18 protein-coding genes and 1 pseudogene are annotated in these 24,047 nt (G+C 72.3%); 10 read left to right on the top strand and 9 right to left on the bottom strand.

From position 1 onward, the window contains the following. Positions 1–179: 179 nt before the first annotated feature. Positions 180–611 (bottom strand): annotated as a pseudogene (locus ACV7NM_RS20890) (phospholipase); the annotation flags it as partial. Between the two features lie 373 nt (positions 612–984). On the opposite strand from ACV7NM_RS20890, the gene ACV7NM_RS20885 reads away from it, so the two are divergent. Next, complete coding sequence (locus ACV7NM_RS20885; protein WP_463411692.1) at positions 985–1,548, top strand: hypothetical protein; 564 nt, start codon at positions 985–987, stop codon at positions 1,546–1,548. A gap of 72 nt (positions 1,549–1,620) precedes the next feature. Here ACV7NM_RS20885 and ACV7NM_RS20880 read toward each other — a convergent pair whose 3' ends face one another. Continuing rightward, positions 1,621–2,391, bottom strand: coding sequence for an alpha/beta fold hydrolase (locus ACV7NM_RS20880; RefSeq protein ID WP_463411691.1), 771 nt, complete (start codon positions 2,389–2,391; stop codon positions 1,621–1,623). A 90-nt stretch (positions 2,392–2,481) separates the two neighbouring features. On the opposite strand from ACV7NM_RS20880, the gene ACV7NM_RS20875 reads away from it, so the two are divergent. From ACV7NM_RS20875 to ACV7NM_RS20860, 4 genes are all read left to right on the top strand, one after another. After that, a complete protein-coding gene (locus tag ACV7NM_RS20875; RefSeq protein ID WP_463411690.1) occupies positions 2,482–3,183 on the top strand; it encodes a 4'-phosphopantetheinyl transferase family protein in 702 nt (233 codons plus the stop codon). A gap of 756 nt (positions 3,184–3,939) precedes the next feature. Next, on the top strand, positions 3,940–5,340 hold the full coding sequence (locus ACV7NM_RS20870) for a S8 family peptidase (RefSeq protein WP_463411689.1): 1,401 nt from the start codon (positions 3,940–3,942) through the stop codon (positions 5,338–5,340). Positions 5,341–5,548: 208 nt separating this feature from the next. After that, entirely contained in the window at positions 5,549–6,841 is a 1,293-nt protein-coding gene (locus ACV7NM_RS20865) for a hypothetical protein (protein ID WP_463411688.1), read from the top strand. 86 nt (positions 6,842–6,927) lie between these two features. Beyond that, positions 6,928–7,962, top strand: a complete 1,035-nt coding sequence (locus ACV7NM_RS20860; protein ID WP_463411687.1) for a WxL protein peptidoglycan domain-containing protein — start codon at positions 6,928–6,930, stop codon at positions 7,960–7,962. Positions 7,963–8,040: 78 nt separating this feature from the next. Here ACV7NM_RS20860 and ACV7NM_RS20855 read toward each other — a convergent pair whose 3' ends face one another. The 4 genes from ACV7NM_RS20855 to iolC are packed head-to-tail and all read right to left on the bottom strand — an operon-like array spanning position 8,041 to position 13,172. Further along, positions 8,041–9,540 carry a CoA-acylating methylmalonate-semialdehyde dehydrogenase gene (locus ACV7NM_RS20855; protein ID WP_463411686.1) on the bottom strand — a complete coding sequence of 500 codons (1,500 nt, stop codon included), beginning with the start codon at positions 9,538–9,540 and terminating at the stop codon, positions 8,041–8,043. 13 nt (positions 9,541–9,553) lie between these two features. Next, complete coding sequence (gene iolD, locus ACV7NM_RS20850) at positions 9,554–11,431, bottom strand: 3D-(3,5/4)-trihydroxycyclohexane-1,2-dione acylhydrolase (decyclizing) (protein WP_463411685.1); 1,878 nt, start codon at positions 11,429–11,431, stop codon at positions 9,554–9,556. Next, entirely contained in the window at positions 11,428–12,240 is an 813-nt protein-coding gene (gene iolB / locus ACV7NM_RS20845) for a 5-deoxy-glucuronate isomerase (protein WP_463414009.1), read from the bottom strand. The genes iolD and iolB overlap by 4 nt, the downstream gene beginning before the upstream one ends. Before the next feature lie 20 nt (positions 12,241–12,260). Continuing rightward, complete coding sequence (gene iolC, locus ACV7NM_RS20840; protein ID WP_463414008.1) at positions 12,261–13,172, bottom strand: 5-dehydro-2-deoxygluconokinase; 912 nt, start codon at positions 13,170–13,172, stop codon at positions 12,261–12,263. Between the two features lie 149 nt (positions 13,173–13,321). Here iolC and ACV7NM_RS20835 point away from each other — a divergent pair, with 149 nt between their 5' ends. From ACV7NM_RS20835 to ACV7NM_RS20815, 5 genes are all read left to right on the top strand, one after another. Then, positions 13,322–14,290 (top strand): sugar phosphate isomerase/epimerase family protein, encoded by a 969-nt coding sequence (locus ACV7NM_RS20835; protein ID WP_463411684.1) that lies wholly within the window; start codon positions 13,322–13,324, stop codon positions 14,288–14,290. A 57-nt stretch (positions 14,291–14,347) separates the two neighbouring features. Next, positions 14,348–15,361, top strand: a complete 1,014-nt coding sequence (locus ACV7NM_RS20830) for a Gfo/Idh/MocA family protein (protein ID WP_463411683.1) — start codon at positions 14,348–14,350, stop codon at positions 15,359–15,361. Positions 15,362–15,651: 290 nt separating this feature from the next. After that, positions 15,652–15,852 (top strand): helix-turn-helix transcriptional regulator, encoded by a 201-nt coding sequence (locus ACV7NM_RS20825; protein WP_136216457.1) that lies wholly within the window; start codon positions 15,652–15,654, stop codon positions 15,850–15,852. A 133-nt stretch (positions 15,853–15,985) separates the two neighbouring features. Beyond that, a complete protein-coding gene (locus ACV7NM_RS20820; RefSeq protein WP_463411682.1) occupies positions 15,986–16,219 on the top strand; it encodes a heavy-metal-associated domain-containing protein in 234 nt (77 codons plus the stop codon). 91 nt (positions 16,220–16,310) lie between these two features. Then, positions 16,311–18,590: a heavy metal translocating P-type ATPase gene (locus tag ACV7NM_RS20815; RefSeq protein ID WP_463411681.1), complete on the top strand. Its 2,280-nt coding sequence runs from the start codon at positions 16,311–16,313 to the stop codon at positions 18,588–18,590. 403 nt (positions 18,591–18,993) lie between these two features. Here the strand turns inward: ACV7NM_RS20815 and ACV7NM_RS20810 are convergent, their stop codons facing one another. From ACV7NM_RS20810 to ACV7NM_RS20800, 3 genes are all read right to left on the bottom strand, one after another. Further along, on the bottom strand, positions 18,994–20,283 hold the full coding sequence (locus ACV7NM_RS20810; RefSeq protein ID WP_136216460.1) for a citrate synthase: 1,290 nt from the start codon (positions 20,281–20,283) through the stop codon (positions 18,994–18,996). A gap of 182 nt (positions 20,284–20,465) precedes the next feature. Next, positions 20,466–22,709 carry an SF1B family DNA helicase RecD2 gene (gene recD2 / locus ACV7NM_RS20805; protein ID WP_463411680.1) on the bottom strand — a complete coding sequence of 748 codons (2,244 nt, stop codon included), beginning with the start codon at positions 22,707–22,709 and terminating at the stop codon, positions 20,466–20,468. Between the two features lie 281 nt (positions 22,710–22,990). After that, positions 22,991–23,962 (bottom strand): EamA family transporter, encoded by a 972-nt coding sequence (locus ACV7NM_RS20800; RefSeq protein WP_463411679.1) that lies wholly within the window; start codon positions 23,960–23,962, stop codon positions 22,991–22,993. Between the last annotated feature and the right edge of the window lie 85 nt (positions 23,963–24,047).

Genomic DNA, 24,047 nt, shown 5'->3' with positions numbered 1-24,047 from the left:
ACCGATGTAGTGCGGTGATGTGTGCTGTGTCCGCCGGTTCGCGGGGCACAGCACGCTGTCGCGTCCGGGGTGGCTCAGGGGGCGGACGGGGTGACCGTGGTCAGGGCCCCGCCGGTCGGGGCGGTGGTGGTCGGGGCGGTGGTCGTGGTCGGGGCGGCGGCACCCGGGGCGGCGGTGGTCGGGCCGACGCCGAACGTCTTGACGGCCTGGTAGTAGGTCCACGCGGTGCTGAGGCAGGAGGCCTTGCGCGCCCCCGCGTAGTGGGCGCACACGCGCTTCAAGTCGGAGTGGAAGGCGTCGTCCAGGCGCGGTTTGTAGGCGCGGAAGAGACCCGCCGCCCCGTAGTTGCGGTAGCCGAAGTCGTGGCGGGCGCAGGCCATCCGGAACGGGAAGCCGAACGGGTTGTCCGGGGAAGTGGTGCAGTAGTCCGTCGTCCAGTCGAAGTCGTACGCCGCCCAGTCGCGCCGGTTGGCGCGCGCGTCGGCCCAGGCGTCGTAACTCGCGGCGCTGGTCTGGGTCCAGTCACTCAGGATCCGTGGCTTGTCCGACGGAGGCACGACGGCCAGCAGACCGGCCGCCGCGGTGGCGAGGAACGGGGCGAAGAGGCGCAAGGCGGTCCTCCGGGGGGGCGACGCCGGTGGTTACGGTCCTCTAACGCGGCGCGAGCCCACAGGTGTCGGGGGCCGACGACGGGGTGCGTACGCCTCAGGTATGACACCGGGACGCTTGACGGCGGAACACCGTCGCGAGTGTGGGTGGTTGGGGCGACGTAGGGCTCCGGGGCCTTGACCGGGCCCGTTCGCATGGCGCGGGTGTCGATGACGCGCCGCGGAGCGGCGGAGGACGGGCGCTCCACGGCGGGGCGGAGGCAGCCCGGCGGACGCACACCGCTCTCAGGTATGAGTCCTGTCAGACTTCCGGCAGATTTTTGATTCGTTCTGCGGAGGGACGCGCGAGCGGCCCCCCAGGCGAACACTTGTCGTCATGAACCGCCGTCCGCTCGTAATCGTCGCCGCCACAGCGGGAGTCCTGACCACCGCCGCCCTCGCCCTGCCCCACCTTCCGCCGAACCCTCTTTCCGACTCCTTCAACGCGAGCGTGTTCAAGGAGAAGGGGAAGCACTTCGCGACCGCCGCCGACGCGCCCGCGCGCGGGGACGCGCCGGTGCAGAAGGACGCGCAGGTGCGCGGGGACCGGGCGTTCGCCCTGCCGAGCTGGGTACCCAAGGACGCCACCGACATACGGGTGCGGGTGCGCACCGACGGCAAGGCCCGACTGATCCGGTTCACGCTCGGCGCCACCCCGCTGGACGGCCCGCAGTGCGCCGCCGGGACGGCGCCCCACCGGGTCCGGGGACCCGGGCTGAACGCCCGGTGGTGGCCGGGTGACGCCCGGGACGGTGCGCGGCCCGAGTGCCGGGACCACTACCAGTACCAGGTCGCGGTGCGCGGCAAGCGGGTCTACGCCTGGACCGATGGGACGCCGTCGCCGGGCGGCCTCATACCGCAGCGGTCGACCCCGGTGGTGCGGGCGTCCAGCCGGCGGTAGGCGGGTCCTTCGCGACAGCCGCTGCGGTGACCCACGACCCACCAGGGCCGGCGGGCACGGCGCACCGATCCGTCAGGCGGCTCGAAGGGCCTCGGCGGTGGCCCGGGCGAAGCCGTCGGGGTTGTCCAGCATGATGTTGTGCCCGCAGTCGGGGATCGGGACGACGGTGACGCCGGAGGCCTTGAGCTCGTCGGCCCCGGGCAGGGGCCCGTCCGCCTCGGGGAGCAGGTAGGTGCGCGGAATCTCCAGAGCGGACAGGAGTTCACGGATGCCGGGTGTGGTGCCCGCCGCCAAGTGGACGGCGGAGCGGTAGAGGGCGGTGGGGCCGGTCAGCCGCATGGTGGACCACCAGTGGGGGCCCACCCGGTCGGCGATCCGGGCCCAGCCGTCGGCAAGGAACTCCTCCTCGGTGTAGGAGGCGATGCCGGCGCTGCCCACCGTGCGCCGGTCCGGCCGCAACGCGTCCAGGTTGGCGTCGACCAGGACGAGGCGGGAGACCAGCGCGGGGTGGCGTACGGCCAACACGACGGCCACGGCACCGCCCATGCTGTGGGCGATCACCTCGGCGCAATGGGCGCCGGCCTGGTGGAGGGCGCTCGCGAGGGCGTCGGCGTGCGCCTCAAGGGTGTAGGGGAACTCCTCGGGGCGGTCGCTGTGCCCGTGGCCGAGCAGATCGACGAACAGCGAGCGGCGTCCGGTCAGCAGCGGGTGCACGGCTACGGCCGCGAAGTAGGCGGGCGAGGTGGCGCCCAGCCCGTGCAGGTACACCCGCGAGGGCTCCTCCCCGGGCAGTTCTACCCAGCGGATGCGGTCGTCCCGCGGCGTAACGACGGCACTGTGCACGGTGTTCCCCCTGGAATGGTGGCGCGGTGAACTTGGTAGGAGCGTAACCGGGCCGTAGAGGGCGATGATCGTCTCGTCTACCCTCGTCAGGTGACGGTGTACGTGAACCAACTCGACGGTGACCGCCCACGCGTCGGCCCGCCGCCCGAGGGCGAGGCCGTGATCGTGTGGACCTTGGAAACGGGGCGGAGCGTGGTGGCCGGGCACGCGGTCGAGGAGGCCGCGGCGGTGCTCGACGCGGCGGAGCGGGAGCGCGCCGGACGGCTGGTGCGGCCTGCCGACCGGCACGTTTACCTCGCCTCCCATCTGGGGCTGCGCGCGTTGCTCGGCGGGTACCTCGGGACGGATCCGGCGGACGTCTCGCTGATCCGCGAGGAGTGCCCGTGCTGTGGCGGTCCGCACGGGCGCCCGGCGGTGGCGGGCGGCGGGGTGCACTTCTCGCTGTCGCACACCGCGGGAGTGGCGTACCTGGCGTTCGCCGCGCTGCCGGTCGGGGTGGACGTGGAGGCCACTCCGGACGCGTCGGTGGTCACGGACCTGCTGAGCACCCTGCACCCGGCGGAGACGGCGGAACTCACCGCGCTGGCCGAGGCGGACCGACCGGTGGCGCTGGGCCGTCTGTGGGCGCGCAAGGAGGCCGTCCTCAAGGCGACGGGCGCGGGGCTCGCGCGGGGTGTGGCCGAGCCGTACGTCGGTTCGGGCCCGACCCCCGCCCAGGTGGCGGGGTGGACCCTGCGGGACCTGACGGCGCCGCCGGGCTACGCGGCGGCCGTGGCCCTGGCCAGTCGGTAACCACATGCCCGTCACCGCCCTGGGCCGGACGGTGAAGGAACGCCCCGGCCCCGTGGCGAACGGGCCCGCCGCCGAACCCCCGGGCGATCCCGGCCCGCCTCGGCTCCACGGGACATTCACCGCCCGCCCGGGCGGTGAAGCGTTGCGGGACCAGGGGCCAACGATCGCGCGGGCGGCGATGTCCGGCCGCACCGCACCGCACCCGCCGCGCCCGGACCGGTTCGGGGTCGAATCCCGATCCCCGATCGGGCCGACGGACCGCGTCCGCGGGGCCTCGGGCCACGTACCCGGCGTCGACCGGCTGTGTCCGGTGCCGGGCCGGAGCCGAGGAGGACAGCGGTGTCCTGCGAGCCGCCGGGCGCCCTTCAACCGCCGCCATGGAGACCCCTCGGCCGCCCGTACGGTTGCCCAAGACCGCGCCGTCACGGTGCTATGCGTTGCGCCCGCCCGGGACGAGTGGGCCACTCGGTTCCCGGCCGCGCCGGCACCTGGTGCTCGCCAAGAGGTGTCCCCGCCAGCTGACGGTGGTCCAGGACCGCCGGCGCCCCGGCAGCGGCAGACGACTCGCCCCGGCCCTCGCCGACGCGGCGTACGCCTCCGCCGGCACCCGCCACGTGGGTGTCCGCTCGATGCGCGGCCGACCGGCCTCTCCGGCGTCCGGCGCGCCTGACGCCCCGTAACCCGTGCGACGGCGTGTCGGGGGCCAGTCGGCGCACCCCCCGCGCGGACGCCCCCCACCCGGCCGAGCATCGCCGCATGACCGCACTCACCACGCTGCTCCCGGCCACCGCACTCCTGGCGACGGCCGCCCTGTCCACGGCCCCGGCCACCGAAGCTCCCACCGCCCCTTACGTCGTGGTCCTCAAGGACGGCGCAGGCCGCGCCCTGGCCGCGGGCCGCGCCATGGCCACGGAGGCGGCGGAGGCGGGCGACGAGGTCATGGCCGTGTACGACACCGCCCTCAACGGCTTCGCCGTTCGCACCACCGCGGCCCGCGCCTCCGAGCTCGCCGCCGACCCGCGGGTGGCGTCCGTCGAGCCGGACACGGAGTTCCGGATCGAGGACACCGCCCAGTCGCCGGCTCCCTGGTCCCTGGACCGGATCGACCAGCGCGACCTCCCGCTCGACGGTTCCTACACCTACGCCACGAAGGGCGAGGGCGTCACCGTCTACGTCGTCGACACCGGGATCAACACTTCGCACCAGGAGTTCGGGGGCCGCGCGCGGGCCGGTGTCAACACCGTGTGGCTGGAGGGCTCCGACGACTGCAACGGCCACGGTACGCACGTGGCGGGGACCATCGGCGGAGCGACGTACGGGGTGGCGAAGGGAGTCTCGCTGGTCTCGGTGAAGGTGGCCAACTGCCGGGGCAGCGGACGCCTGTCGTCCCTCGTCAACGGCATCGACTGGATGGTGAAGGACGCCACCAAGGCGGCCAAGGCGGCTGCGGCGAAGGCCGCGGCGGCCAAGGAGGCAGGGGCCGCCAAGGAGGCAGCGGCCAAGGGCACAGCCGAGGACCCCGCCCCCGCCACCCCCACACCCGCCACCTGGCTCGCGCCCACCACCAGCACGCCGGCGCCCCCCGCCGCCACCTCACCCACACCCAAGGACCCCGCCGCCACCTCACCCACACCCAAGGACCCCGTCGCCGACTCCGCACCCCTCACCGCCACCGCCGCCGCGCCCGCCATCGCCAACATGAGCATGGGCGGCACCCGCAGCCACGCCCTCGACGCGGCCGTCAGCCGGGCCGTCGCCGCCGGGATCACCTTCACCGTGGCCGCCGGCAACTCCGGCAAGGACGCCTGCACCGGCTCCCCCGCCCGCGTCCCCGAGGCCGTCACCGTCGGTGCCACGGACACCAACGACCACCGCGCCGCCTTCTCCGCGTACGGACGGTGCGTCGACCTCTCCGCCCCCGGGGTCGCAATCACCTCGGCCTGGAAGGGCTCCGCCACCGCCCTCGCCCGGGCCACCGGCACCTCCATGGCCGCCCCGCACGCGGCCGGCGTCGCCGCGCTCGTCCTGGCGGACGGCACCCCGAAGACGCCCGCCCAAGTCACCCGCGCCCTCCTGCTCAGCGCCGTCCCCGACCGGATCACCGGCCTTCCCACCGGCACCCCGAACCTCCTCCTGCACACCCCGACCACCCACTGAGGACCGCCCGGCTTCCACCGGTCCTCACCCGGCCCTCACCCCGGCCCTCACCCGGCCTGATGGGACATCAATGTCTGGGCGCTTCGGCCAGAGGCAAGTCATTGACTTCTCATCACCGCGACGCGTCAATGTCGGCCTCCGCACCGGCTCGGCCTCCCCCTCACAGCGGGTGGGGGGAGGGTTCGTCTGACGAAGGAGTCGCGACCCAGTGAGTACAACGTTCCGACGAAGAGTGCTGGCCGGGGCGGGCGCGTTGTCCCTGGCCCTGACGGGCGGCGTCGTGGCCATGACGGGGACGGCCCAGGCCGCGACCAAGACCACCCCGGTGCCGGTGAAGTGTGTCGCCCCCGCTCCCCAGCCGGGTGCCAACGGCACCCAGGACTACACGATCACGGTGCCGGACACGGCGAAGGCCGGTCAGAGCGTGCCCATCACCATCGACCCGGGCGAGACCCCGGTGGTCCCGATGTTCACCATCGACACGGTCAACACCATCAAGGCGAAGCTCCTCGTCGGCGGCGTCGCCCAGACGGTCACCGGCCCGGCCGTCCCCAGCCACCAAGAGGCCGGCAAGAAGTCCGACCCGCCCGCCTTCAGCGGGACCGTCACCATCCCGGACGGCAGCGAGGGCACGACGCTGCAGATCACCATCGACCAGGTGGTCACGGACGCCGACCTCGGCGGCACCGTCTACACCACGACCTGTACGCCGGACCCCCGCCCCAGCACCCCCGTCGGCTCGATCGCGGTCGAGGCGCTGCCCAAGGACCCGGTGACGACCAAGGTCACGCCCAACAGCGGCAAGGCGGGCACGGCCGTCGCCGTGACGGGTGCCAACTTCCCGGCGGGTCCGGTCAGCTGCTCCGCGCTCCTCGCGGGCGCTGCCACGGGTGACACCGGCAGCGGCACGGCGGACGCGTCCGGCGCCGCGACCTGCGGCCTGACGGTCACCAAGAAGGCCGACGCGGTCAGGATCGACGGCTCGGTCTCCCCGTACAAGTCGTTCGTGTTCGTCGAGGACCAAGCGGGCGTCAAGAACCCCGTCGACGTCGAGGTGCTGCCCGGGCCTCTGGGCATCGGGCCGAAGGACGGTCAGCCGGCGGTCAGTTTCGGCGCGGTCACCATCAACGGCAAGGCGCAGTCAGTGTTCGGCGCGTTCAACGCGGCCACCGTGCAGGACTTCCGAGGCGGTTCGCTCGGCTGGGACGTCACGGCGACCCGTACACCGTTCCTGAACTCGGCCACGGGCCACTCCCTGGCCAAGGCGCAGATCGGCATCCAGCCGTCCTGCACGGTGACCAACCCGGACAGCCCCAGCACCTGCACCGCCGGTGCGCCCGGGGCGATCACGGACACCCCGATGAAGATCGCCTCACAGGCGGCCGCCGGTGACGAGCTGACCGGCGGCGAGTTCGCGGTGGGCGGCGCGGCGATGCTCCAGCTCCCGCCGTTCATGTTCGCCGACACCTACGAGTCGGTCGTGACCTTCTCGATCGCCTGACCCACCACCGGGAGGGTGGCGCGGCCGAGCTCCGTGCCGCCCTCCCGGTGCCCCGCCCGTAGTCGTGGCGTGACTGGAGAACCGACATGCGCCCCCGCCCCCCTTCCCGCTATCGCCTCCTTCTCGCCCTGGTGCTGTCCGTCGCCTCGCTCCTTTTCGGCGCGCCCACCGCCGGCGCCGCCGACAACGGCACCTGGGGGGTCTTCCCGACACCGCCGCCCGGAGCGGCGATGACGGACCGGGCGTACTTCTTCCACCAGGGCGCCGCCGGGACCACCGTCACCGACAGCGTGACGATCCTGAACTCCTCCGACAGGGAGCTGACCTTCCGGGTCTTCGCCACCGACGCCGTGAACACCCCGGTCGGCGGCGCCTTCGCGTTGTTGCCGGTGGAGACGAAACCCGAGGACGTCGGCGCCTGGATCACCCTGGCACCCGGGACGGCGCCCACGGTCACCGTCCCGCCCAGGGGCCGCAAGGACGTCCCGTTCACTTTGAAGGTCCCCGAGGACGCCTCTCCGGGTGACCACGTCGGCGGGATCGTGGCGCTGAACACCGCGGTGGAGGGGGTGCGCCAGGACGGCAAGGTGCAGGTCGGGGTGAAGCGTTCGGTGGGCGCCCGCCTCTACGTGCGGGTGCCGGGGCAGGCGACTCCGGGGCTGTCCGTGGAAGACGTCGGGGTCGAGCGGCACGCGCCGCCGCTGCCCTGGGTCGGGAGCGCCTCCGCGACGATCTCGTACTCCCTGGTCAACCGGGGCAACGTGGTGGTCCGGCCGCGGGTGACGGTCTCCGCCCGGGGCCTGTTCGGGCGTACGGTGCTGGACCGGCCGACCCGCGACCTCAAGCTGGTGCTGCTCCCGGGTCAGCGGATCGAACTGACCGAACCCTGGCCGGACGCCCCCCAGTCCGACTGGGTGCACGTACGCGTCAAGGCCGCGTCCGCCTACCCGGACCTGCGCGCGCAGGCCGGTACGGAGTTCCTCGCCGTCCCCTGGCCGGCCGCCGGCGCCGTCCTCCTCCTCGCGGGCGCCGCCGTCGCCCTCCGTGTCCTGCGCCGACGCCGTCACCGGGACGAGCCCCGACCGGCCGAGCCGGCAGCGGACCTGGCCGAGGCCCACTGACGGGAGGATGTGGTGAAACGGGGCTCGCCCCCCGCGTGAGGGTTGCGGGGGCGAGCGGTCCGGCGAGAAAGTGTGACGTCAGTGGTTGCGCGGGAAGCCGAGGTCGATGCCCAGCGGGGCCTCGGACGGGTCCGGCCAGCGCGTGGTGACGACCTTGCCGCGGGTGTAGAAGTGGATGCCGTCGTTGCCGTAGATGTGGTGGTCCCCGAAGAGGGAGTCCTTCCAGCCACCGAAGGAGTGGTAGCCCACCGGCACGGGGATCGGTACGTTCACGCCGACCATGCCCGCCTCGATCTCCAGCTGGAAGCGGCGGGCGGCGCCGCCGTCGCGGGTGAAGATCGCGGTGCCGTTGCCGAACGGCGAGGCGTTGATGAGCGCCACGCCCTCCTCGTAGGTCTCGGTGCGCAGCACGCACAGCACCGGCCCGAAGATCTCGTCGCGATAGGCGTCGGAGTCGGTCTTGACGTTGTCGAGGAGGGACAGGCCGATCCAGTGGCCGTTCTCGTTGCCCTCGACGGTGTATCCGGTGCCGTCCAGGACCACGTCCGCGCCCTGGTCGGCGGCGCCCTTCACGTAGGAGGCGACCTTGTCGCGGTGGGCGGCGGTGATCAGCGGGCCCATCTCGGAGGTCGGGTCGTTGCCGGGGCCGATCTTGATCTTCTCGGCGCGCTCGCGGATCTTCTCCACCAGTTCGTCGGCGATCGAGCCGACCGCGACGACCGCCGAGATCGCCATGCAGCGCTCGCCCGCCGAACCGTACGCGGCCGAGACGGCGGCGTCGGCTGCGGCGTCGAGGTCGGCGTCCGGCAGCACCAGCATGTGGTTCTTGGCGCCGCCCAGCGCCTGGACCCGCTTGCCGTTGGCGGAGGCCGTGGTGTGGATGTGGCGGGCGATGGGGGTGGAGCCGACGAAGGAGACGGCCGCGACGCCGGGGTGCGCGAGCAGCGCGTCGACGGCGACCTTGTCGCCGTGGACGACGTTCAGGACGCCGGCCGGGAGGCCTGCCTCCGTCGCCAGCTCGGCGAGCTTGTTGGCGGCCGACGGGTCCTTCTCGCTCGGCTTGAGGATGAAGGTGTTGCCGCAGGCGACGGCCAGCGGGAACATCCACATCGGGACCATGGCCGGGAAGTTGAACGGGGTGATGCCCGCGACCACGCCCAGAGGCTGGCGGATGGAGGAGACGTCGACGCGGTTGGAGACCGAGGTCGACAGTTCGCCCTTGAGCTGCGTGGTGATCCCGCAGGCCAGTTCGACGATCTCCAGGCCGCGGGCGACCTCGCCCAGCGCGTCCGAGTGCACCTTGCCGTGCTCGGCGACGATCAGCTCGGCGATCGCGTCGCGGTTGGCGTCCAGCAGCGCGCGGTAGGCGAACAGCACCTTCGTGCGGGCGGCGAGCGAGGACTGGCCCCAGCTGCGGAACGCCTCGGCGGCGACCTGTACGGCCGCGTCGACCTCCTCGGCGGAGGCGAGCGCGACCTGCGTGGTGACCTCGCCGGTGGCCGGGTCGGTGACCGGGCCGTAGTTGCCCGACGCGCCCTCGACGGTCTTGCCACCGATCCAGTGGTTGACGGTCTTCATGTGCCTTGCTCCTTCACAGATGGCGACGTCGCTGCGCGGCTTGCCGGTCGTACTCTTCGCGGGCCGAGGCCGCCGCCGCACGGCTCGCGGTCTCGGCCACGGGAACATCCCACCACGCCTGCGGCGGGGGTGGGCCCGACACAGTGTCGGGTGTTCGGGTCTGCGTGTAGACACATGTGGGACGGTCCGATGCCCGCGCCTCCACCAGGGCTTTTCGCAGGTCACGGACGGTCTCGGCGCGGATGACCGACATCCCGAGGGAGGCCGCGTTCGCCGCGAGGTCCACCGGGAGCGGCGCACCGGTGTACGCGCCGTCGGCCGCCCGGAAGCGGTAGGCCGTCCCGAAGCCCTCGCCGCCCACCGCCCCCGACAGGCCGCCGATCGAGGCGTAGCCGTGGTTGTCGAGGATGACGACCTTGATCGGGACGCCCTCCTGTACGGCGGTGACGATCTCGGTCGGGTTCATCAGGTACGTGCCGTCCCCTACGAGCGCCCACACGGGCCGTCCGGGCGCGGCCAGCGCCGTCCCGATGGCGGCGGGGATCTCGTAGCCCATGCAGGAGTAGCCGTATTCGACGTGGTATTGGTCGGCGGAGCGCGGGCGCCACAGCTTGTGCAGGTCCCCGGGGAGCGAGCCGGCCGCGTTGATCAGGATGTCGGAGGCGTCGACGACGCCGTCGAGCAGACCGAGCACCTGCGCCTGTGTCGGGGCGGCGTCCTCGTCGTCGCTCGCGAGGGCCTGCTCGACCAGCCGCTCCCAGTCGCGTTTCCCCTTCGTGTACGTCGCCTCGTACAGGGGGTCCACGCGGTATCCGCCGACCGCGACGCGGAGTTCTTCCAGGCACTCCCTCGCATCGCCGACCAGCGGCCGGGCGGCGAGCTTGTGGGCGTCGTACGGGTCGAGGTTGAGGCCGACGAAACGGACGGCCGGGTTCTGGAACAGGGTCCCGGAGGCGGTGGTGAAATCGGTCAGCCGGGTGCCCGCCGCGATCACCAGGTCGGCTTCGCGGGCGAGGGCGTCGGCGGTGGCCGTACCGGTGTGCCCGACGCCGCCCACCTCGGCGGGATGGTCGAAGGGAAGTGCGCCCTTGCCCGCCTGGGTCGCCGCGACGGGAATGCCGGTGGCCCCGGCGAACTCGGCGAGGGCGGTTTGGGCGGCGCCGTGCCGGATGCCGCCGCCGGCGATGATCAGGGGGCGCGCGCAGGCCCGTACCGCTTCGGCGGCTGCCGCGAGCTCGTCCCGGTCGGGCCGGGGCCGGCGCACCCGCCAGACCCGTTCGGCGAAGAAGTCCTCGGGCCACTCGTGGGCCTCGGCCTGTACGTCCTGCGGCAGCGCGAGGGTCACGGCGCCGGTCTGGACGGGGTCGGTGAGCACCCGTACCGCCTGGAGGGCGGCGGGGATCAGCGCCTCCGGGCGGGTGACCCGGTCGAAGTAGCGGGACACGGGCCGCAGGGCGTCGTTGACGGAGACGTCACCGGCATGGGGCACCTCCAGTTGCTGGAGCACCGGGTCGGCGGGCCGGGTCGCGAAGGTGTCCCCCGGCAGCAGCAGCACCGGCAGCCGGTTGACGGTCGCGAGGGCGGCCCCGGTGACGAGGTTGGTCGCGCCGGGCCCGATGGAGGTCGTCACGGCGTGCGTCGACAGCCGCCCCGATTGGCGGGCGTACCCGACGGCCGCGTGCACCATGGCCTGTTCGTTGCGTCCCTGGAGGAAGGGCATCTCCTCCCGGCCGCTCTCCAGCAGGGCCTGCCCGATCCCGGCGACGTTGCCGTGTCCGAAGATCCCCCAGGTGGCGGCGACCAGCCGCCGGCGGGTTCCGTCGCGCTCGGTGTACTGGCGGGAGAGGAACCGTACGAGGGCCTGCGCCACGGTGAGCCTGATCGTGGTCATGGGCGGCGGTCCTCCGCTCGGTAGAAGGGCAACCGGGGGTCGACCTCGCCGTCGGCCCAGGTGGAACGGATCCATCCGTGGTCGGGGTGGTCGCGGATCAGCCACTCCCGGGGGCCCTCCGGTCCGGCCATCACATTGAGGTAGTACATGTCGTGCCCGGGCGTCGCGATGGACGGCCCGTGCCAGCCGTCCGGGATGAGCACCGCGTCCCCGCTCCTCACCTCCGTGAGGATGTCGGTCTTCCCCGCCGGGGAGGGGGTGACACGCTGGTATCCGCGGCCCGGCGTGCCGTCGTGGGGGGCGATCTCGAAGTAGTAGATCTCCTCCAGCCGGGACTCCTCGCCGGGGCGGTGCTCGTCGTGCTTGTGGGGCGGGTACGAGGACCAGTTGCCGCCGGGGGTGAGCACCTCGACCGCGATGAGCCGGTCACAGGCGAACGCGTCGGCGGCGGCGAAGTTGTTGACCTGGCGGGAGCACTGCCCGGCGCCGCGCAGCTCGACGGGCACCCGGTCCGCCGGCCCGTACCGGGCGGACAACGCCCGCTCGCAGCGCGCCCCGACCAGCGCGAACCGGCCGCCGGCCCGGGAGCGGATGTCGGCGCGGCCGTCGCGCGGGAGGTAGGCGAAGTCGGTCACCGACGTGAACACGTCGTCGCGGCCCCTCAGTTCGATCAGCTGTGGGTCGGGCGCACGGCAGTCGACGACACAGGAGCCGGCCAGGGGCAGGACGATCCACTCGTGGTCGCCGCAGGTGTGCGCGTACGACTCGCCGGGGGCGAGCTCCAGCACCCGCAGGGCCGTCGAGGCCATCGCGTGGGAGGCGGTCACCGTCACCGTTCCAGCACCTCCTCGACCTCCTTCACGTAGGGCATCGCCGTCGAGCAGGCCAGCCGGGAGGCGACGATGGCGCCCGCCGCGTTGGCGAAGCGCAGCACGCGGCCCGTGTCCCAGCCCGCGAGCAGCCCGTGGCACAGCGCGCCCCCGAAGGCGTCGCCCGCGCCGAGTCCGTTGACGACCTCAACCGGTACCGGCGGCACCTCCACGGCCGTCCCGTCACGGTGGACGGCGAGGACACCGGCCGGGCCGCGTTTGACGACGGCCAGCTCCACCCCGGCCGCCAACAGCGCCCGGGCCGCCGCGTACGGCTCCCGCTCACCCGTCGCGATCGCGCACTCCTCGGCGTTGCCGACGGCGACCGTGGCGCTGCCGAGCGCCCGCTCGTACCAGGGCCCCGGCTCGTCGCCCCACAGCATCGGCCGCCAGTCGAGGTCGAAGACGGTGGTCCCGGATTTCGAGCGGGCTTCGAGCGCGGCGAGGGTGGCGCTGCGGCTGGGCTCCGCGCTCAGGCCCGTGCCCGTCATCCAGAACACCCGGGCGGCCCGCACCGCGTCGGCGTCGATCTCATCGGCCGCGATCTCCAGGTCGGGCGCCTTCGGGAAGCGGTAGAAGTACAGCGGGAAGTCGTCCGGCGGGAAGATCTCGCAGAAGGTGACGGGCGTCGGGTAGGCGGCCACCTCGCGCACCCACCGGTCGTCGACGCCGAAGGCCCGCAGCTCCCCGCGCAGGTACGCGCCGAAGGGGTCGGCCCCGGTCCGGGTGATCACGGCCACCCGGCGGCCGAGGCGGGCCGCCGCCACCGCGACGTTCGTCGGGGAACCGCCCAGGAACTTGCCGAAGGTCTCCACTTCGGCGAGCGGTACGCCGGTTCTCAGCGGGTAGAGATCAACCCCGATGCGCCCCATCGTGATCAGATCGAACGCGTCCCCGTCCCCGGTGGCCCGCGCCGGGTCGAACGCGTCCCCGTCCCCGCTGTTCGGTGCCACTGCTCCCACTTCCTCTCCCACTGCTCTTCCCCGTCCCCTTTCGAGCCTCGCACCCTAAGGTGGCCGCCATGACGTCCTCGCCGTCCTCCGCTCCCCCACCCTCCACTTCCTCGCCCTCCACTCCCTCGTCCTCCCCAGCCACGCTGACCCGTATCCGCGTCGGTTCCGCCCCGGACTCGTGGGGGGTCTGGTTTCCGGACGATCCCCGCCAGACGCCGTGGGAGCGTTTCCTGGACGAGGTCGCGGACGCCGGGTACGAGTGGATCGAGCTCGGCCCGTACGGCTACCTGCCCACCGATCCGGCCCGCCTCGCCGACGAGACCGCCCGGCGCGGCCTGCGCGTGTCCGCGGGCACCGTCTTCACCGGACTCCATCACGGGCCGGGCGTGTGGGAGCAGACCTGGGAGCACGTGTCGCGGATCGCGGAACTCACCCGGGCCATGGGCGCGGCGCACCTCGTGGTCATCCCGTCGTTCTGGCGCGACGACAAGACCGGCGAGGTGCTGGAGGACCCGACCCTCACGGCCTTGGGCTGGCGCGAACTGACCACGCAGACCGAGCGCCTGGGGCGGGAGGTGCGCGAGCGGTACGGGCTGCGGATCGTGGTCCACCCGCACGCGGACACCCACATCGACACCCCGGAGAACGTCGCCCGGTTCCTCGACACCACCGACCCGGAGCTGGTCTCGCTCTGCCTGGACACCGGCCACTACGCGTACTGCGGCGGGGACAGCGTCCGCGCCGTCGAGACCTTCGGCGAGCGGATCGGCTACCTGCACCTCAAGCAGGTGGACCCGCGCGTCCTGGCCGAAGTGGTGGCCGGGCAGGTGCCGTTCGGACCGGCCGTGGCGCGCGGGGTGATGTGCGAGCCGCCCTCGGGGGTGCCCGCGCTGGAACCCGTACTGGCCGCCGCGCAGGCGCTCGGCGTGGACCTGTTCGCCATCGTCGAGCAGGACATGTACCCGTGCCCGCCGGACCGGCCGCTGCCGATCGCCCGCCGGACCCGGTCCTATCTGCGCTCCTGCGGCGCCCGCTGACCACTCGCCGCCTGAGGCCCGCCACCTCAGGCCCGCCACCTCAAGGGGGACTTCCACATGACCAGCACGCTCGGTATCGCCGTCATCGGCACCGGGAGGATGGGCGCCGACCACGTCCGCCGGATCGGCCGGACGGTCGGCGGGGCGCGGGTGGTGGCCGTGGCCGATCCGGACGGCGACCGCGTCAAGGAGGTCGTGGCCGACCTGGAGGGCGTGAGCGCGCACACCGACGCCGCGGCGGCGATGGCAGCGCCGGGGGTGGACGCCGTACTGATCGCCTCGCCCGGGCCCGCCCACGAGGAAGCTCTCCTGCACGCCTTGGCGCGGGAGCTGCCGGTGTTGTGCGAGAAGCCGCTGACCCCCGATCCGGCGGGCGCCCTGCGGGTGTTGGAGGCGGAGCTCAAGCTCGGCCGCAAGCTGGTCCAGGTGGGTTTCATGCGACGCTTCGACGCCGAGTACGAGGGACTGAAAGGACTGCTGGACGCGGGCGGGATCGGCAGGCCGCTGTTCCTGCACTGCCGACACCGCAACGCCGCCTCTCCGTCCTTCTTCACCAGCGACATGCTGATCAGCGACTCCGTGGTGCACGAGGTGGACGCGGCGCGCTGGCTCCTGGGGCAGGAGATCACCGCGGTGACCGTCCTTTCGCCCACCCCGTCCGCGGCGGCGCCGCAGGGGCTGAGCGATCCCCGCTTCGTGCTGCTGGAGACCTCGGGCGGGGCGATCGTCGACGTCGAGATCTTCGTCAACTGCGGCTTCGGCTACCAGGTGCGGTGCGAGGCGGTCGGCGAGGCGGGCAGCGCCCGGATCGGGGACGGTCACGCGATGGTCGTACAGACGCGGGGCCGGTGGGGCGGGGAGATCGCCCAGGACTTCCTCACCCGGTTCGCCGACGCCTATGACCGCCAGGTGCGGCGGTGGGTGGCGGCAGCCGCGCGCGGACGGATCGACGGGCCCGACGTGTGGGACGGCTACGCGGCCGCGGCCGTCTCCGAGGCCGGCCTCGCCGCCGCGCGCGGCGGCGCCCGGACGCCCGTGGAGCTGGTGGAACGGCCCGCGCTCTACCGCTGAGCCACCGCCGGCACCACTGGCACCGCCGGTACCACTGACACCGCCTGCACCGCTGAACCCCCACCACCGGTGTGCCATATCCGCCGTACCACATCCGTCACAGAAGTCGCCGCAGTGTCACGCATGTCCGCGTTACGCGGGTTTTCCGTCACAGCCGGTCGACAGGCCCTCCCCTGCCCTCACCGAGCGTCGTTCCCCGGGCACAACCCCGAGTGATCGTCCGTCCACGCGCCGGCTCCCCCGACGGCCTCCCGGCCGACCCCTGTGCCGTGGACAAGGAGGTGTCGTGCATGAGCGACCGACAGCTGTGGTCGTACAAGGAGATCGCCGCCCACATCCGGGTCCAGCCGGACACCGTGCGCTCCTACCGCAAGCACGGACTGCTGCCCGCCCCCGACCATGTGGAGCACGGCAAGCCCTACTGGTACGACGATACGATCCGCGCCTGGGTGGCCCGCAGGCCGGGCAACCGGGGGCGCCGCGACGGCTGAACGGCGCGACCCGAACCGCGCCGCGCCGCGCCTCCCGGAATACCCCCTGGGGGTACACTGGACGTGAGTCGGGGAGGATGGTGTCACACACCTCCCCGCCCGCGACCGACACGCCCTCGAAGAGGAGAACGACATGAGCGCCGACACGGACACCCAGACCACCGCCGTCTACCGGGTGACCGGCATGACCTGCGGGCACTGCGAGGGCGCCGTGACCGCCGAGATCTCGGCGCTGCCGGGCGTGAGCTCGGTCAAGGCCGTCGCCGCGACGGGTGAGGTCACCGTGGTCTCCGCCGCCCCGCTCCAGGACGACGCCGTGCGCGCCGCCGTGGACGAGGCCGGGTACGAGTTGGCGGGCCGGGCCTGAGGGCGGGTAGAACTGCGAAGGACCCCGCCGGGTCGTCCGGGACCGCTCATACTGGTCCCGTACGGCCCGGCCTTCCCGTTTGGAGCCGGAGATGAGCGGCAGCGCAGTGCACGAAGGGCCGGTGGCGGTGGCCGGCGCCGCGGAGGTCGAACTGACCATCGGCGGGATGACGTGCGCCTCCTGCGCGGCCCGCGTCGAGAAGAAGCTGAACCGGATGGACGGGGTCAGCGCCACGGTGAACTACGCCACCGAGAAGGCCAAGGTCTCCTACTCGGGTGACGTACGGGTGGACGACCTGATCGCGACCGTCGTCAAGACCGGCTACACCGCCGAGGAGCCCCCGCCCCCGCCCGTACCGGAGCCCCCGGCCCGCGCCACCGCCGCGCCGGATGCGGTCCCGGCGGACCCGGCGCTCGACGCGCTGCGCGGGCGGCTGCTGGTCAGCGCCGCCCTGGCGCTGCCGGTCGTGGTGTTGGCCATGGTCCCGGCCCTCCAGTTCGACAACTGGCAGTGGCTCTCGCTGACCCTGGCCGCACCGGTCGCCGTGTGGGGCGCCCTGCCGTTCCACCGGGCCGCCTGGACGAACGCGACCCACGGCGCGGCCACCATGGACACCCTGGTCTCGCTCGGCACGCTCGCCGCGTTCGGCTGGTCGCTGTGGGCGCTGTTCCTCGGTGACGCCGGCGTGACCGGGATGCGGCACGACTTCGCCCTCACCGCGTCCCGGACGGGGGACTCCCTCTACCTGGAGGTGGCTTCCGGCGTCGTCACCTTCATCCTGCTGGGCCGTTACCTGGAGGCCCGATCCAAGCGGAAGGCGGGCGCCGCCCTCAAGGCGCTGCTGGAGCTGGGCGCCAAGGACGTCGCGGTCCTGCGCGCCGGACTCGAGGTACGCGTGCCCGTGGGGGCGCTCGTCGTGGGCGACCGGTTCGTGGTCCGCCCCGGGGAGAAGGTCGCCACCGACGGCACGGTGGTCGAGGGCGGCTCCGCCGTGGACGTCTCCTTGCTCACCGGTGAGTCCGTGCCGGTGGAGGTGGGCGTCGGCGACCCGGTCACCGGCGCCACCGTCAACACGTCCGGGCGGCTGGTCGTCGAGGCGACCCGGGTCGGCGCGGACACCCGGCTGGCCCGGATCGCCCGGCTGGTCGAGGAGGCGCAGAACGGCAAGGCCGAGGTGCAGCGCCTCGCGGACCGGATCTCGGCGGTGTTCGTGCCGGTCGTCCTGCTGCTCTCGCTCGGGACGTGGGTGACCTGGCTGCTGATCACCGACGACGCGACGGCCGCGTTCACCGCCGCGGTGGCCGTCTTGATCATCGCCTGCCCGTGCGCCCTGGGGCTGGCCACCCCGACCGCCCTGATGGTGGGCACCGGCCGGGGCGCCCAGCTCGGCATCCTGATCAAGGGGCCGGAGGTGTTGGAGTCGACCCGCCGGGTGGACACGGTCGTCCTGGACAAGACCGGCACCGTCACGACCGGGCGGATGACCCTGACCGGGGTGCACCCCGCGCCGGGCGTGGACGAGCTGGAGCTGCTGCGCACGGCCGGTTCCCTGGAACACGCCTCCGAGCACCCCATCGGCCGTGCGATCGCGGTGGGCGCCACCGAGCGGGCGGGGGCCCTGCCGGTCCCCGAGGGCTTCGAGAACCTCGCCGGACTCGGCGTACGGGGCGTGGTGGACGGGCGCTCCGTACTGGTGGGCCGGGAGGGCTTCCTGGCGGAGCGGGGCGTCGCCGCCCTGCCGTCCGCCCTGGCCGGGGCCAAGGCGGACGCCGAGGCCGCGGGCGCCACGGCGGTGCTGGTGGCCTGGGACGGGGAGGTGCGCGGGGTGCTCGCCGTCGCCGACGCGGTGAAGGCGACCAGCGCCGAAGCGGTGGCGCGGCTGCGGGCGCTCGGCCTCGCCCCGATGCTGCTGACCGGCGACAACCGGGCCGTGGCCGAGGCGGTGGCCCATGAGGTGGGCATCGACGAGGTGATCGCCGAGGTGCTCCCGCAGGACAAGGTGGAGGTCGTACGCCGCTTGCAGGCCGAGGGCCGGACGGTGGCCATGGTCGGGGACGGCGTCAACGACGCGGCCGCCCTCGCCCAGGCCGACCTGGGTCTGGCCATGGGGACCGGTACGGACGCGGCCATCGAGGCCGGCGATCTGACGCTCGTAAGGGGAGACCTGCGGGTGGCGGCGGACGCGATCCGTCTCTCCCGGCGGACCCTGGCCACCATCAAGGGCAATCTTTTCTGGGCCTTCGGCTACAACCTGGCCGCGCTGCCGTTGGCGGCCTCCGGGCTGCTCAACCCGATGATCGCCGGAGCGGCCATGGCCTTTTCTTCGGTCTTCGTGGTGACCAACAGCCTGCGGTTGCGATCCTTCCGCTAGAGGATTCCCTTCGCACCGCACGCACAAGTCCTTCACAGGAGACGCAGATCACAGTGATTCGAACGTAACCATCCGGCGGATGCGCGGGTCTAATGGGGTGATGCCAGGAACGTCTTGGGGGACGTTCGCGGGAGGTCTTGGGGGACGTCCCGGGCATCAGCCGGCCGGGACACGTGCGCCCCGGGGAGCTTTGAGCGGCCCTCCCGACCTGTACGGGTCCCGGCAAGAACCCCACTGGAGTGTGTGCTTTCACGGCCGCACTCCTCGCCGACACCCCGGTTCGGGTCCCGTGGGGGGAATCCGTTCCGGGGAAAGGAAAGCGCCCCGACCGTCGACCCGTGGGGGGATCGACGGCGGGGCGCTTTTCGTGTGCGCGGGCCCTGACGGGCCCGGAAGCCTCGGGTCAGCGGGCCTCGACCGGGACGAAGTCGCGCAGGACCTCGCCGGTGTAGATCTGGCGCGGGCGACCGATGCGGGAGCCGGGCTCCTTGATCATCTCGTGCCACTGGGCGATCCAGCCGGGGAGCCGGCCGAGCGCGAAGAGCACGGTGAACATCTCGGTCGGGAAGCCCATGGCCCGGTAGATGAGACCGGTGTAGAAGTCCACGTTCGGGTAGAGGTTGCGCGCGACGAAGTACTCGTCGGCCAGCGCGTGCTCTTCCAGCTTGAGCGCGATGTCGAGCAGCTCGTCGCTCTTGCCGAGCGCCGAGAGGACATCGTGCGCCGCCGCCTTGATGATCTTCGCCCGGGGGTCGAAGCTCTTGTAGACGCGGTGCCCGAAGCCCATGAGGCGGACGCCGTCTTCCTTGTTCTTCACCTTGCGGATGAAGGCGTCGACGTCGCCGCCGTCGTTCTTGATGCCTTCCAGCATCTCCAGCACCGACTGGTTGGCGCCACCGTGCAGGGGGCCCCACAGGGCCGAGATGCCGGCGGAGATCGAGGCGAACATGTTCGCCTGCGAGGAACCGACCAGACGCACGGTGGAGGTCGAGCAGTTCTGCTCGTGGTCCGCGTGCAGGATCAGCAGCTTGTCCAGCGCCGAGACGACGACCGGGTCCAGGTCGTACTCCTGGGCCGGCACGGAGAAGGTCATGCGCAGGAAGTTCTCGACGTAGCCGAGGTCGTTGCGCGGGTAGACCACCGGGTGGCCGACGGACTTCTTGTACGCGTACGCGGCGATCGTCGGCAGCTTGGCCAGCAGCCGGATCGTCGAGAGGTGGCGCTGCTTCTCGTCGAACGGGTTGTGGCTGTCCTGGTAGAACGTCGACAGCGCGCTGACCACGGAGGAGAGCATCGCCATCGGGTGCGCGTCGCGCGGGAAGCCGTCGTAGAACCGCTTGACGTCCTCGTGCAGCAGCGTGTGCTGGGTGATCTCGTTGCGGAACGACGCGAGCTGGTCGACGGTCGGCAGCTCCCCGTTGATCAGCAGGTAGGCGACCTCGATGAAGGTCGAACGCTCGGCCAGCTGCTCGATCGGGTAGCCGCGGTAGCGCAGGATGCCCTGCTCGCCGTCGAGGTAGGTAATCGCGGACTTGTAGGCGGCGGTGTTGCCGTAGCCACTGTCCAAGGTGACGAGCCCGGTCTGGGCCCGCAGCTTCGAGATGTCGAAGCCCTGGTCACCGACGGTGCTCTCGACCACCGGGTAGGTGTATTCACCGTCCGCGTACCGGAGTACTACAGAGTTGTCGCTCACGTCATCCCTCACCGACGTAGTGCCTCTTCTTCGAGGTGCCCTGACTGCCTCTACCTTCCCCCATTTGGCGCAGGAGAGTGCACTCGGGGTCGGCCTTTGGTGCTTCTGACGGCACTGAGTGCCTTCAATCTGAACATCCTGCCCCCTGTGCGCACTGCCGGGAACCCCAAATGATCGATCATTTAGGTGATGTTTCCCACCGGTATCCGGCCGGACAGCCTGGGGGCCACAGCCGTGTACCTCCTGCCTGCGGAAACGGTACGCACCGCTTGGCCGAGTGCCTTGCGGGACCCGACCAGAACGACCAGTTTCTTCGCCCGGGTCACCGCCGTGTAGAGCAGATTCCGCTGGAGCATCATCCAGGCCCCGGTGGTGACCGGGATCACGACCGCCGGATACTCGCTGCCCTGGGACCGGTGGATGGTGACGGCGTACGCGTGGGCCAGCTCATCGAGCTCGGAGAACTCGTAGGCGACCTCCTCGTCCTCCTCCGTCCGCACTGTCAGGCGCTGTTCGTCCAGGTCAAGGCCGGTGACGACGCCGACCGTGCCGTTGAAGACGCCGTTGGCGCCCTTCTCGTAGTTGTTCCGGATCTGGGTGACCTTGTCACCCACCCGGAAGACCCGGCCGCCGAACCGCTTCTCGGGCAGGCCGGGACGGGCGGGCGTCACCGCCTGTTGGAGCAGGTTGTTGAGGTTCCCCGCCCCGGCGGGGCCCCGGTGCATCGGCGCGAGCACCTGGATGTCACGGCGCGGATCGAGGCCGAATCTGGCCGGAATCCGCCGTGCGGCCACGTCCACGGCGAGCCGTCCGGCCTCCTCCGTGTCCTCCTCGGGGAAGAGGAAGAAGTCCGGCAGCCCGTCGGTGATGGGCGGCACGCCGGTGTTGATCCGATGGGCGTTGGTGACCACGCCCGACTGCTGGGCCTGGCGGAAGATCCTGGTCAGACGGACGGCGGGCACCGGCCCTCCCTCCGCGAGCAGATCCCGGAGCACCTCGCCCGCGCCCACGGACGGCAACTGGTCCACGTCCCCGACCAACAAGAGGTGCGCGCCGGGGGCCACCGCCTTCACCAGTTTGTTCGCCAGCAGCAGATCCAGCATCGAGGCTTCGTCCACCACGACGAGATCCGCCTCCAAGGGGCGGTCCCGGTCGTAGGCCGCGTCCCCGCCCGGCTTGAGTTCCAACAGCCGGTGCACGGTCGAGGCGTCGGCCCCCGTCAGCTCCGAGAGCCGCTTCGCCGCCCGGCCGGTGGGCGCCGCCAGGACCACCTTGGCCTTCTTGGCCCGGGCCAGTTCCACGATCGAGCGGACGGTGAAGGACTTGCCGCAGCCGGGCCCTCCCGTGAGGACCGCGACCCGGCGGGTGAGGGCCAATCGGACGGCGTCCCGCTGCTCCGGGGCGAGCGTGGCCCCGGTGCGGCCGGCAAGCCAGGTCAGCGCCTTGTCCCAGTCCACGTCCTGGAAGCCGGGCATCCGGTCCTCCTCGGCGTACAACAGCCGCCGCACCTGGCCGACCAGCGACAGCTCGGCCCGGTGGAAGGGCACCAGGTACACGGCGGTGATCGGCGGGCCGCCCTGGGGGTCCGGCACGGACTCCCGGACGACCCCCTCCGGGTCCGCCGCCAGCTCGGCCAGGCAGTCGATGACGAGCCCGGTGTCCACTTGGAGGAGCTTGACCCCGTCGGCGATCAGCCGTTCCTCGGGAAGGAAGCAGTGGCCCTGGTCGGTGGACTGCGACAGGGCGTACTGGAGCCCGGCCTTGACCCGTTCCGGGCTGTCGTGCGGGATGCCGACGGCCTGGGCGATCCGGTCGGCGGTGAGGAAGCCGATGCCCCAGACGTCGGCGGCGAGCCGGTAGGGCTGGTTGCGGACCACGGAGATGGAGGCGTCTTCGTACTTCTTGTAGATGCGGACCGCGATGGAGGTGGAGACGCCGACGCCCTGGAGGAAGACCATGACCTCCTTGATGGCCTTCTGCTCCTCCCAGGCGGCGCCGATCAGCTTGGTCCGCTTGGGTCCGAGGCCGGGCACCTCGATCAACCGCTTCGGTTCGCCCTCGATCACTTCCAGGGTGTCGGTGCCGAAGTGGTCGACGATGCGCTCGGCGATCTTCGGCCCGATGCCCTTGATGAGGCCGGAGCCCAGATAGCGGCGGATGCCCTGGATGGTGGCGGGCAGGATGGTGGAGTAGTTCTCGACGCTGAACTGCTTGCCGTACTGGGGGTGGGAGCCCCAGCGGCCCTCCATGCGCAGCGACTCGCCGGGCTGCGCGCCGAGCAGGGAGCCGACGACGGTCAGCAGGTCTCCGGCGCCCCGGCCGGTGTCGACCCGGGCGACCGTGTAGCCGCTCTCCTCGTTGGCGTAGGTGATGCGTTCCAGCACCCCCTCGACCACCGCGAGTTGCACTGCCCCGTTGCTCGTCATGCCTAGAACGTACCGGCCGCCGCCGACAGCGCGCCGCGCCTGTGGACGAACCGAAACGGGGACGAACCGAAAAGGGGCCCGGCCTTCCGGCCGGACCCCCTCACGGTTACCCCTCCCGTGTCGGCCTTCCCGATCCCCCCAGATCCCCTCCCGGAAGTACCGACGTCTCATACGACCCGCCACCGCCTCCGGTGGTTGCAGCCGACCACAGGTCTTTACTTTTCCATTACCCGAGGGGGGCCTGCTCGGGCAGCGCCCGCACCGCTCCTACGGCGTCACCCTCACGGGGCAGGACTGACGGCCGCCGCTTCGGTCGGACCCGGAGGACCGACCGGTGCCCTGTAGGCCTGTGCCGTACGGGGCTTCCCCGTACGAGCCCTCCCCGTACGGGACTTCGCGCGCCCGGGCGCCAACGACGTCAGCCCCACCCCGCCGACGAGCAGGGCGGCGGCGAGCCACCGCGCGCCCGAGACGCCCTCCCCCAGCACCAGCGCGGCCGAGGACATGCCGAACACGGGAACCAGCAGCGAGAAGGGGGCCACGGCGGAGGCCGGGTAGCGCCGCAGCAGGTAACCCCAGGCGCCGAACCCGAACACCGTCGACACCCACGCGACGTAACCGATGACGGCGACCCCGGACCAATCCAGGGCCCGCAGGGCGGCCAGGTCCCGATCGGGGCCCTCCAACAGCAGCGACAGACCGACCAGCGGCAACACCGGGACGGTGCACACCCACACCATGAAATTCAGCGCGTCGGGCGGGGCGGCCTTGCGGGTCAGCACGTTGGACACGCCCCAGCAGGCGGCGGCCGCCACGACGAGCGTGAAGCCGGCGGCCGGCCCGGAAGCGCCCTCGTCCACGGCTGCGACCGCGATCCCGGCGAGCGCCACAGCCATGCCGAGCACCCGCAGCGGGCCGGGCCGCTCCCGCAGGACGACGGCGGCGAGGACGGCGGTGAAGACGGCCTGGATCTGGAGGACGAGGGAGGACAGACCGGCGGGCATCCCGGCGGCCATGCCGGTGAACAGCAGGCCGAACTTGGCGATGCCCAGGGCCACGCCGACTCCGACGATCCACTTCCAGGCCACCTTGGGCCGCCCGACGAAGAAGACGGCGGGCAGCGCGGCGACGAGGAACCTCAGCGCGGACAGGAGCAGCGGCGGGAAGTGGCCGAGCCCGATCTGGATGACGACGAAGTTGAACCCCCAGACGGCGGTCACGAGTACGGCGAGTGCGGTGTGTACGGGACGCATGCTCCGAGCATCGACCGCCCGAACGTGTAGCACCAGCGCGGATCTCTTCCGGGATGGATGAAGCGATGCTTACGTGTCATGGCCG

Source organism: Streptomyces sp. Tek67B01 (assembly GCF_055231995.1).
Note: the sequence above shows the minus strand (reverse complement) of the source record. Positions and strands in the feature narration are given on the sequence as shown.

Bases quoted from the DNA above. Each gene is read 5' to 3' on its own strand.
- ACV7NM_RS20860 (WP_463411687.1), top strand. From the start codon at position 6,928: ATGCGCCCCCGCCCCCCTTCCCGCTATCGCCTCCTTCTCGCCCTGGTG.
- ACV7NM_RS20830 (WP_463411683.1), top strand. From the start codon at position 14,348: ATGACCAGCACGCTCGGTATCGCCGTCATCGGCACCGGGAGGATGGGC.
- ACV7NM_RS20820 (WP_463411682.1), top strand. From the start codon at position 15,986: ATGAGCGCCGACACGGACACCCAGACCACCGCCGTCTACCGGGTGACC.
- iolC (WP_463414008.1), bottom strand. From the start codon at position 13,172: ATGGGGCGCATCGGGGTTGATCTCTACCCGCTGAGAACCGGCGTACCG.
- ACV7NM_RS20885 (WP_463411692.1), top strand. From the start codon at position 985: ATGAACCGCCGTCCGCTCGTAATCGTCGCCGCCACAGCGGGAGTCCTG.
- ACV7NM_RS20825 (WP_136216457.1), top strand. From the start codon at position 15,652: ATGAGCGACCGACAGCTGTGGTCGTACAAGGAGATCGCCGCCCACATC.
- ACV7NM_RS20815 (WP_463411681.1), top strand. From the start codon at position 16,311: ATGAGCGGCAGCGCAGTGCACGAAGGGCCGGTGGCGGTGGCCGGCGCC.
- iolB (WP_463414009.1), bottom strand. From the start codon at position 12,240: ATGGCCTCGACGGCCCTGCGGGTGCTGGAGCTCGCCCCCGGCGAGTCG.
- ACV7NM_RS20835 (WP_463411684.1), top strand. From the start codon at position 13,322: ATGACGTCCTCGCCGTCCTCCGCTCCCCCACCCTCCACTTCCTCGCCC.
- recD2 (WP_463411680.1), bottom strand. From the start codon at position 22,709: ATGACGAGCAACGGGGCAGTGCAACTCGCGGTGGTCGAGGGGGTGCTG.
- iolD (WP_463411685.1), bottom strand. From the start codon at position 11,431: ATGACCACGATCAGGCTCACCGTGGCGCAGGCCCTCGTACGGTTCCTC.
- ACV7NM_RS20870 (WP_463411689.1), top strand. From the start codon at position 3,940: ATGACCGCACTCACCACGCTGCTCCCGGCCACCGCACTCCTGGCGACG.
- ACV7NM_RS20800 (WP_463411679.1), bottom strand. From the start codon at position 23,962: ATGCGTCCCGTACACACCGCACTCGCCGTACTCGTGACCGCCGTCTGG.
- ACV7NM_RS20855 (WP_463411686.1), bottom strand. From the start codon at position 9,540: ATGAAGACCGTCAACCACTGGATCGGTGGCAAGACCGTCGAGGGCGCG.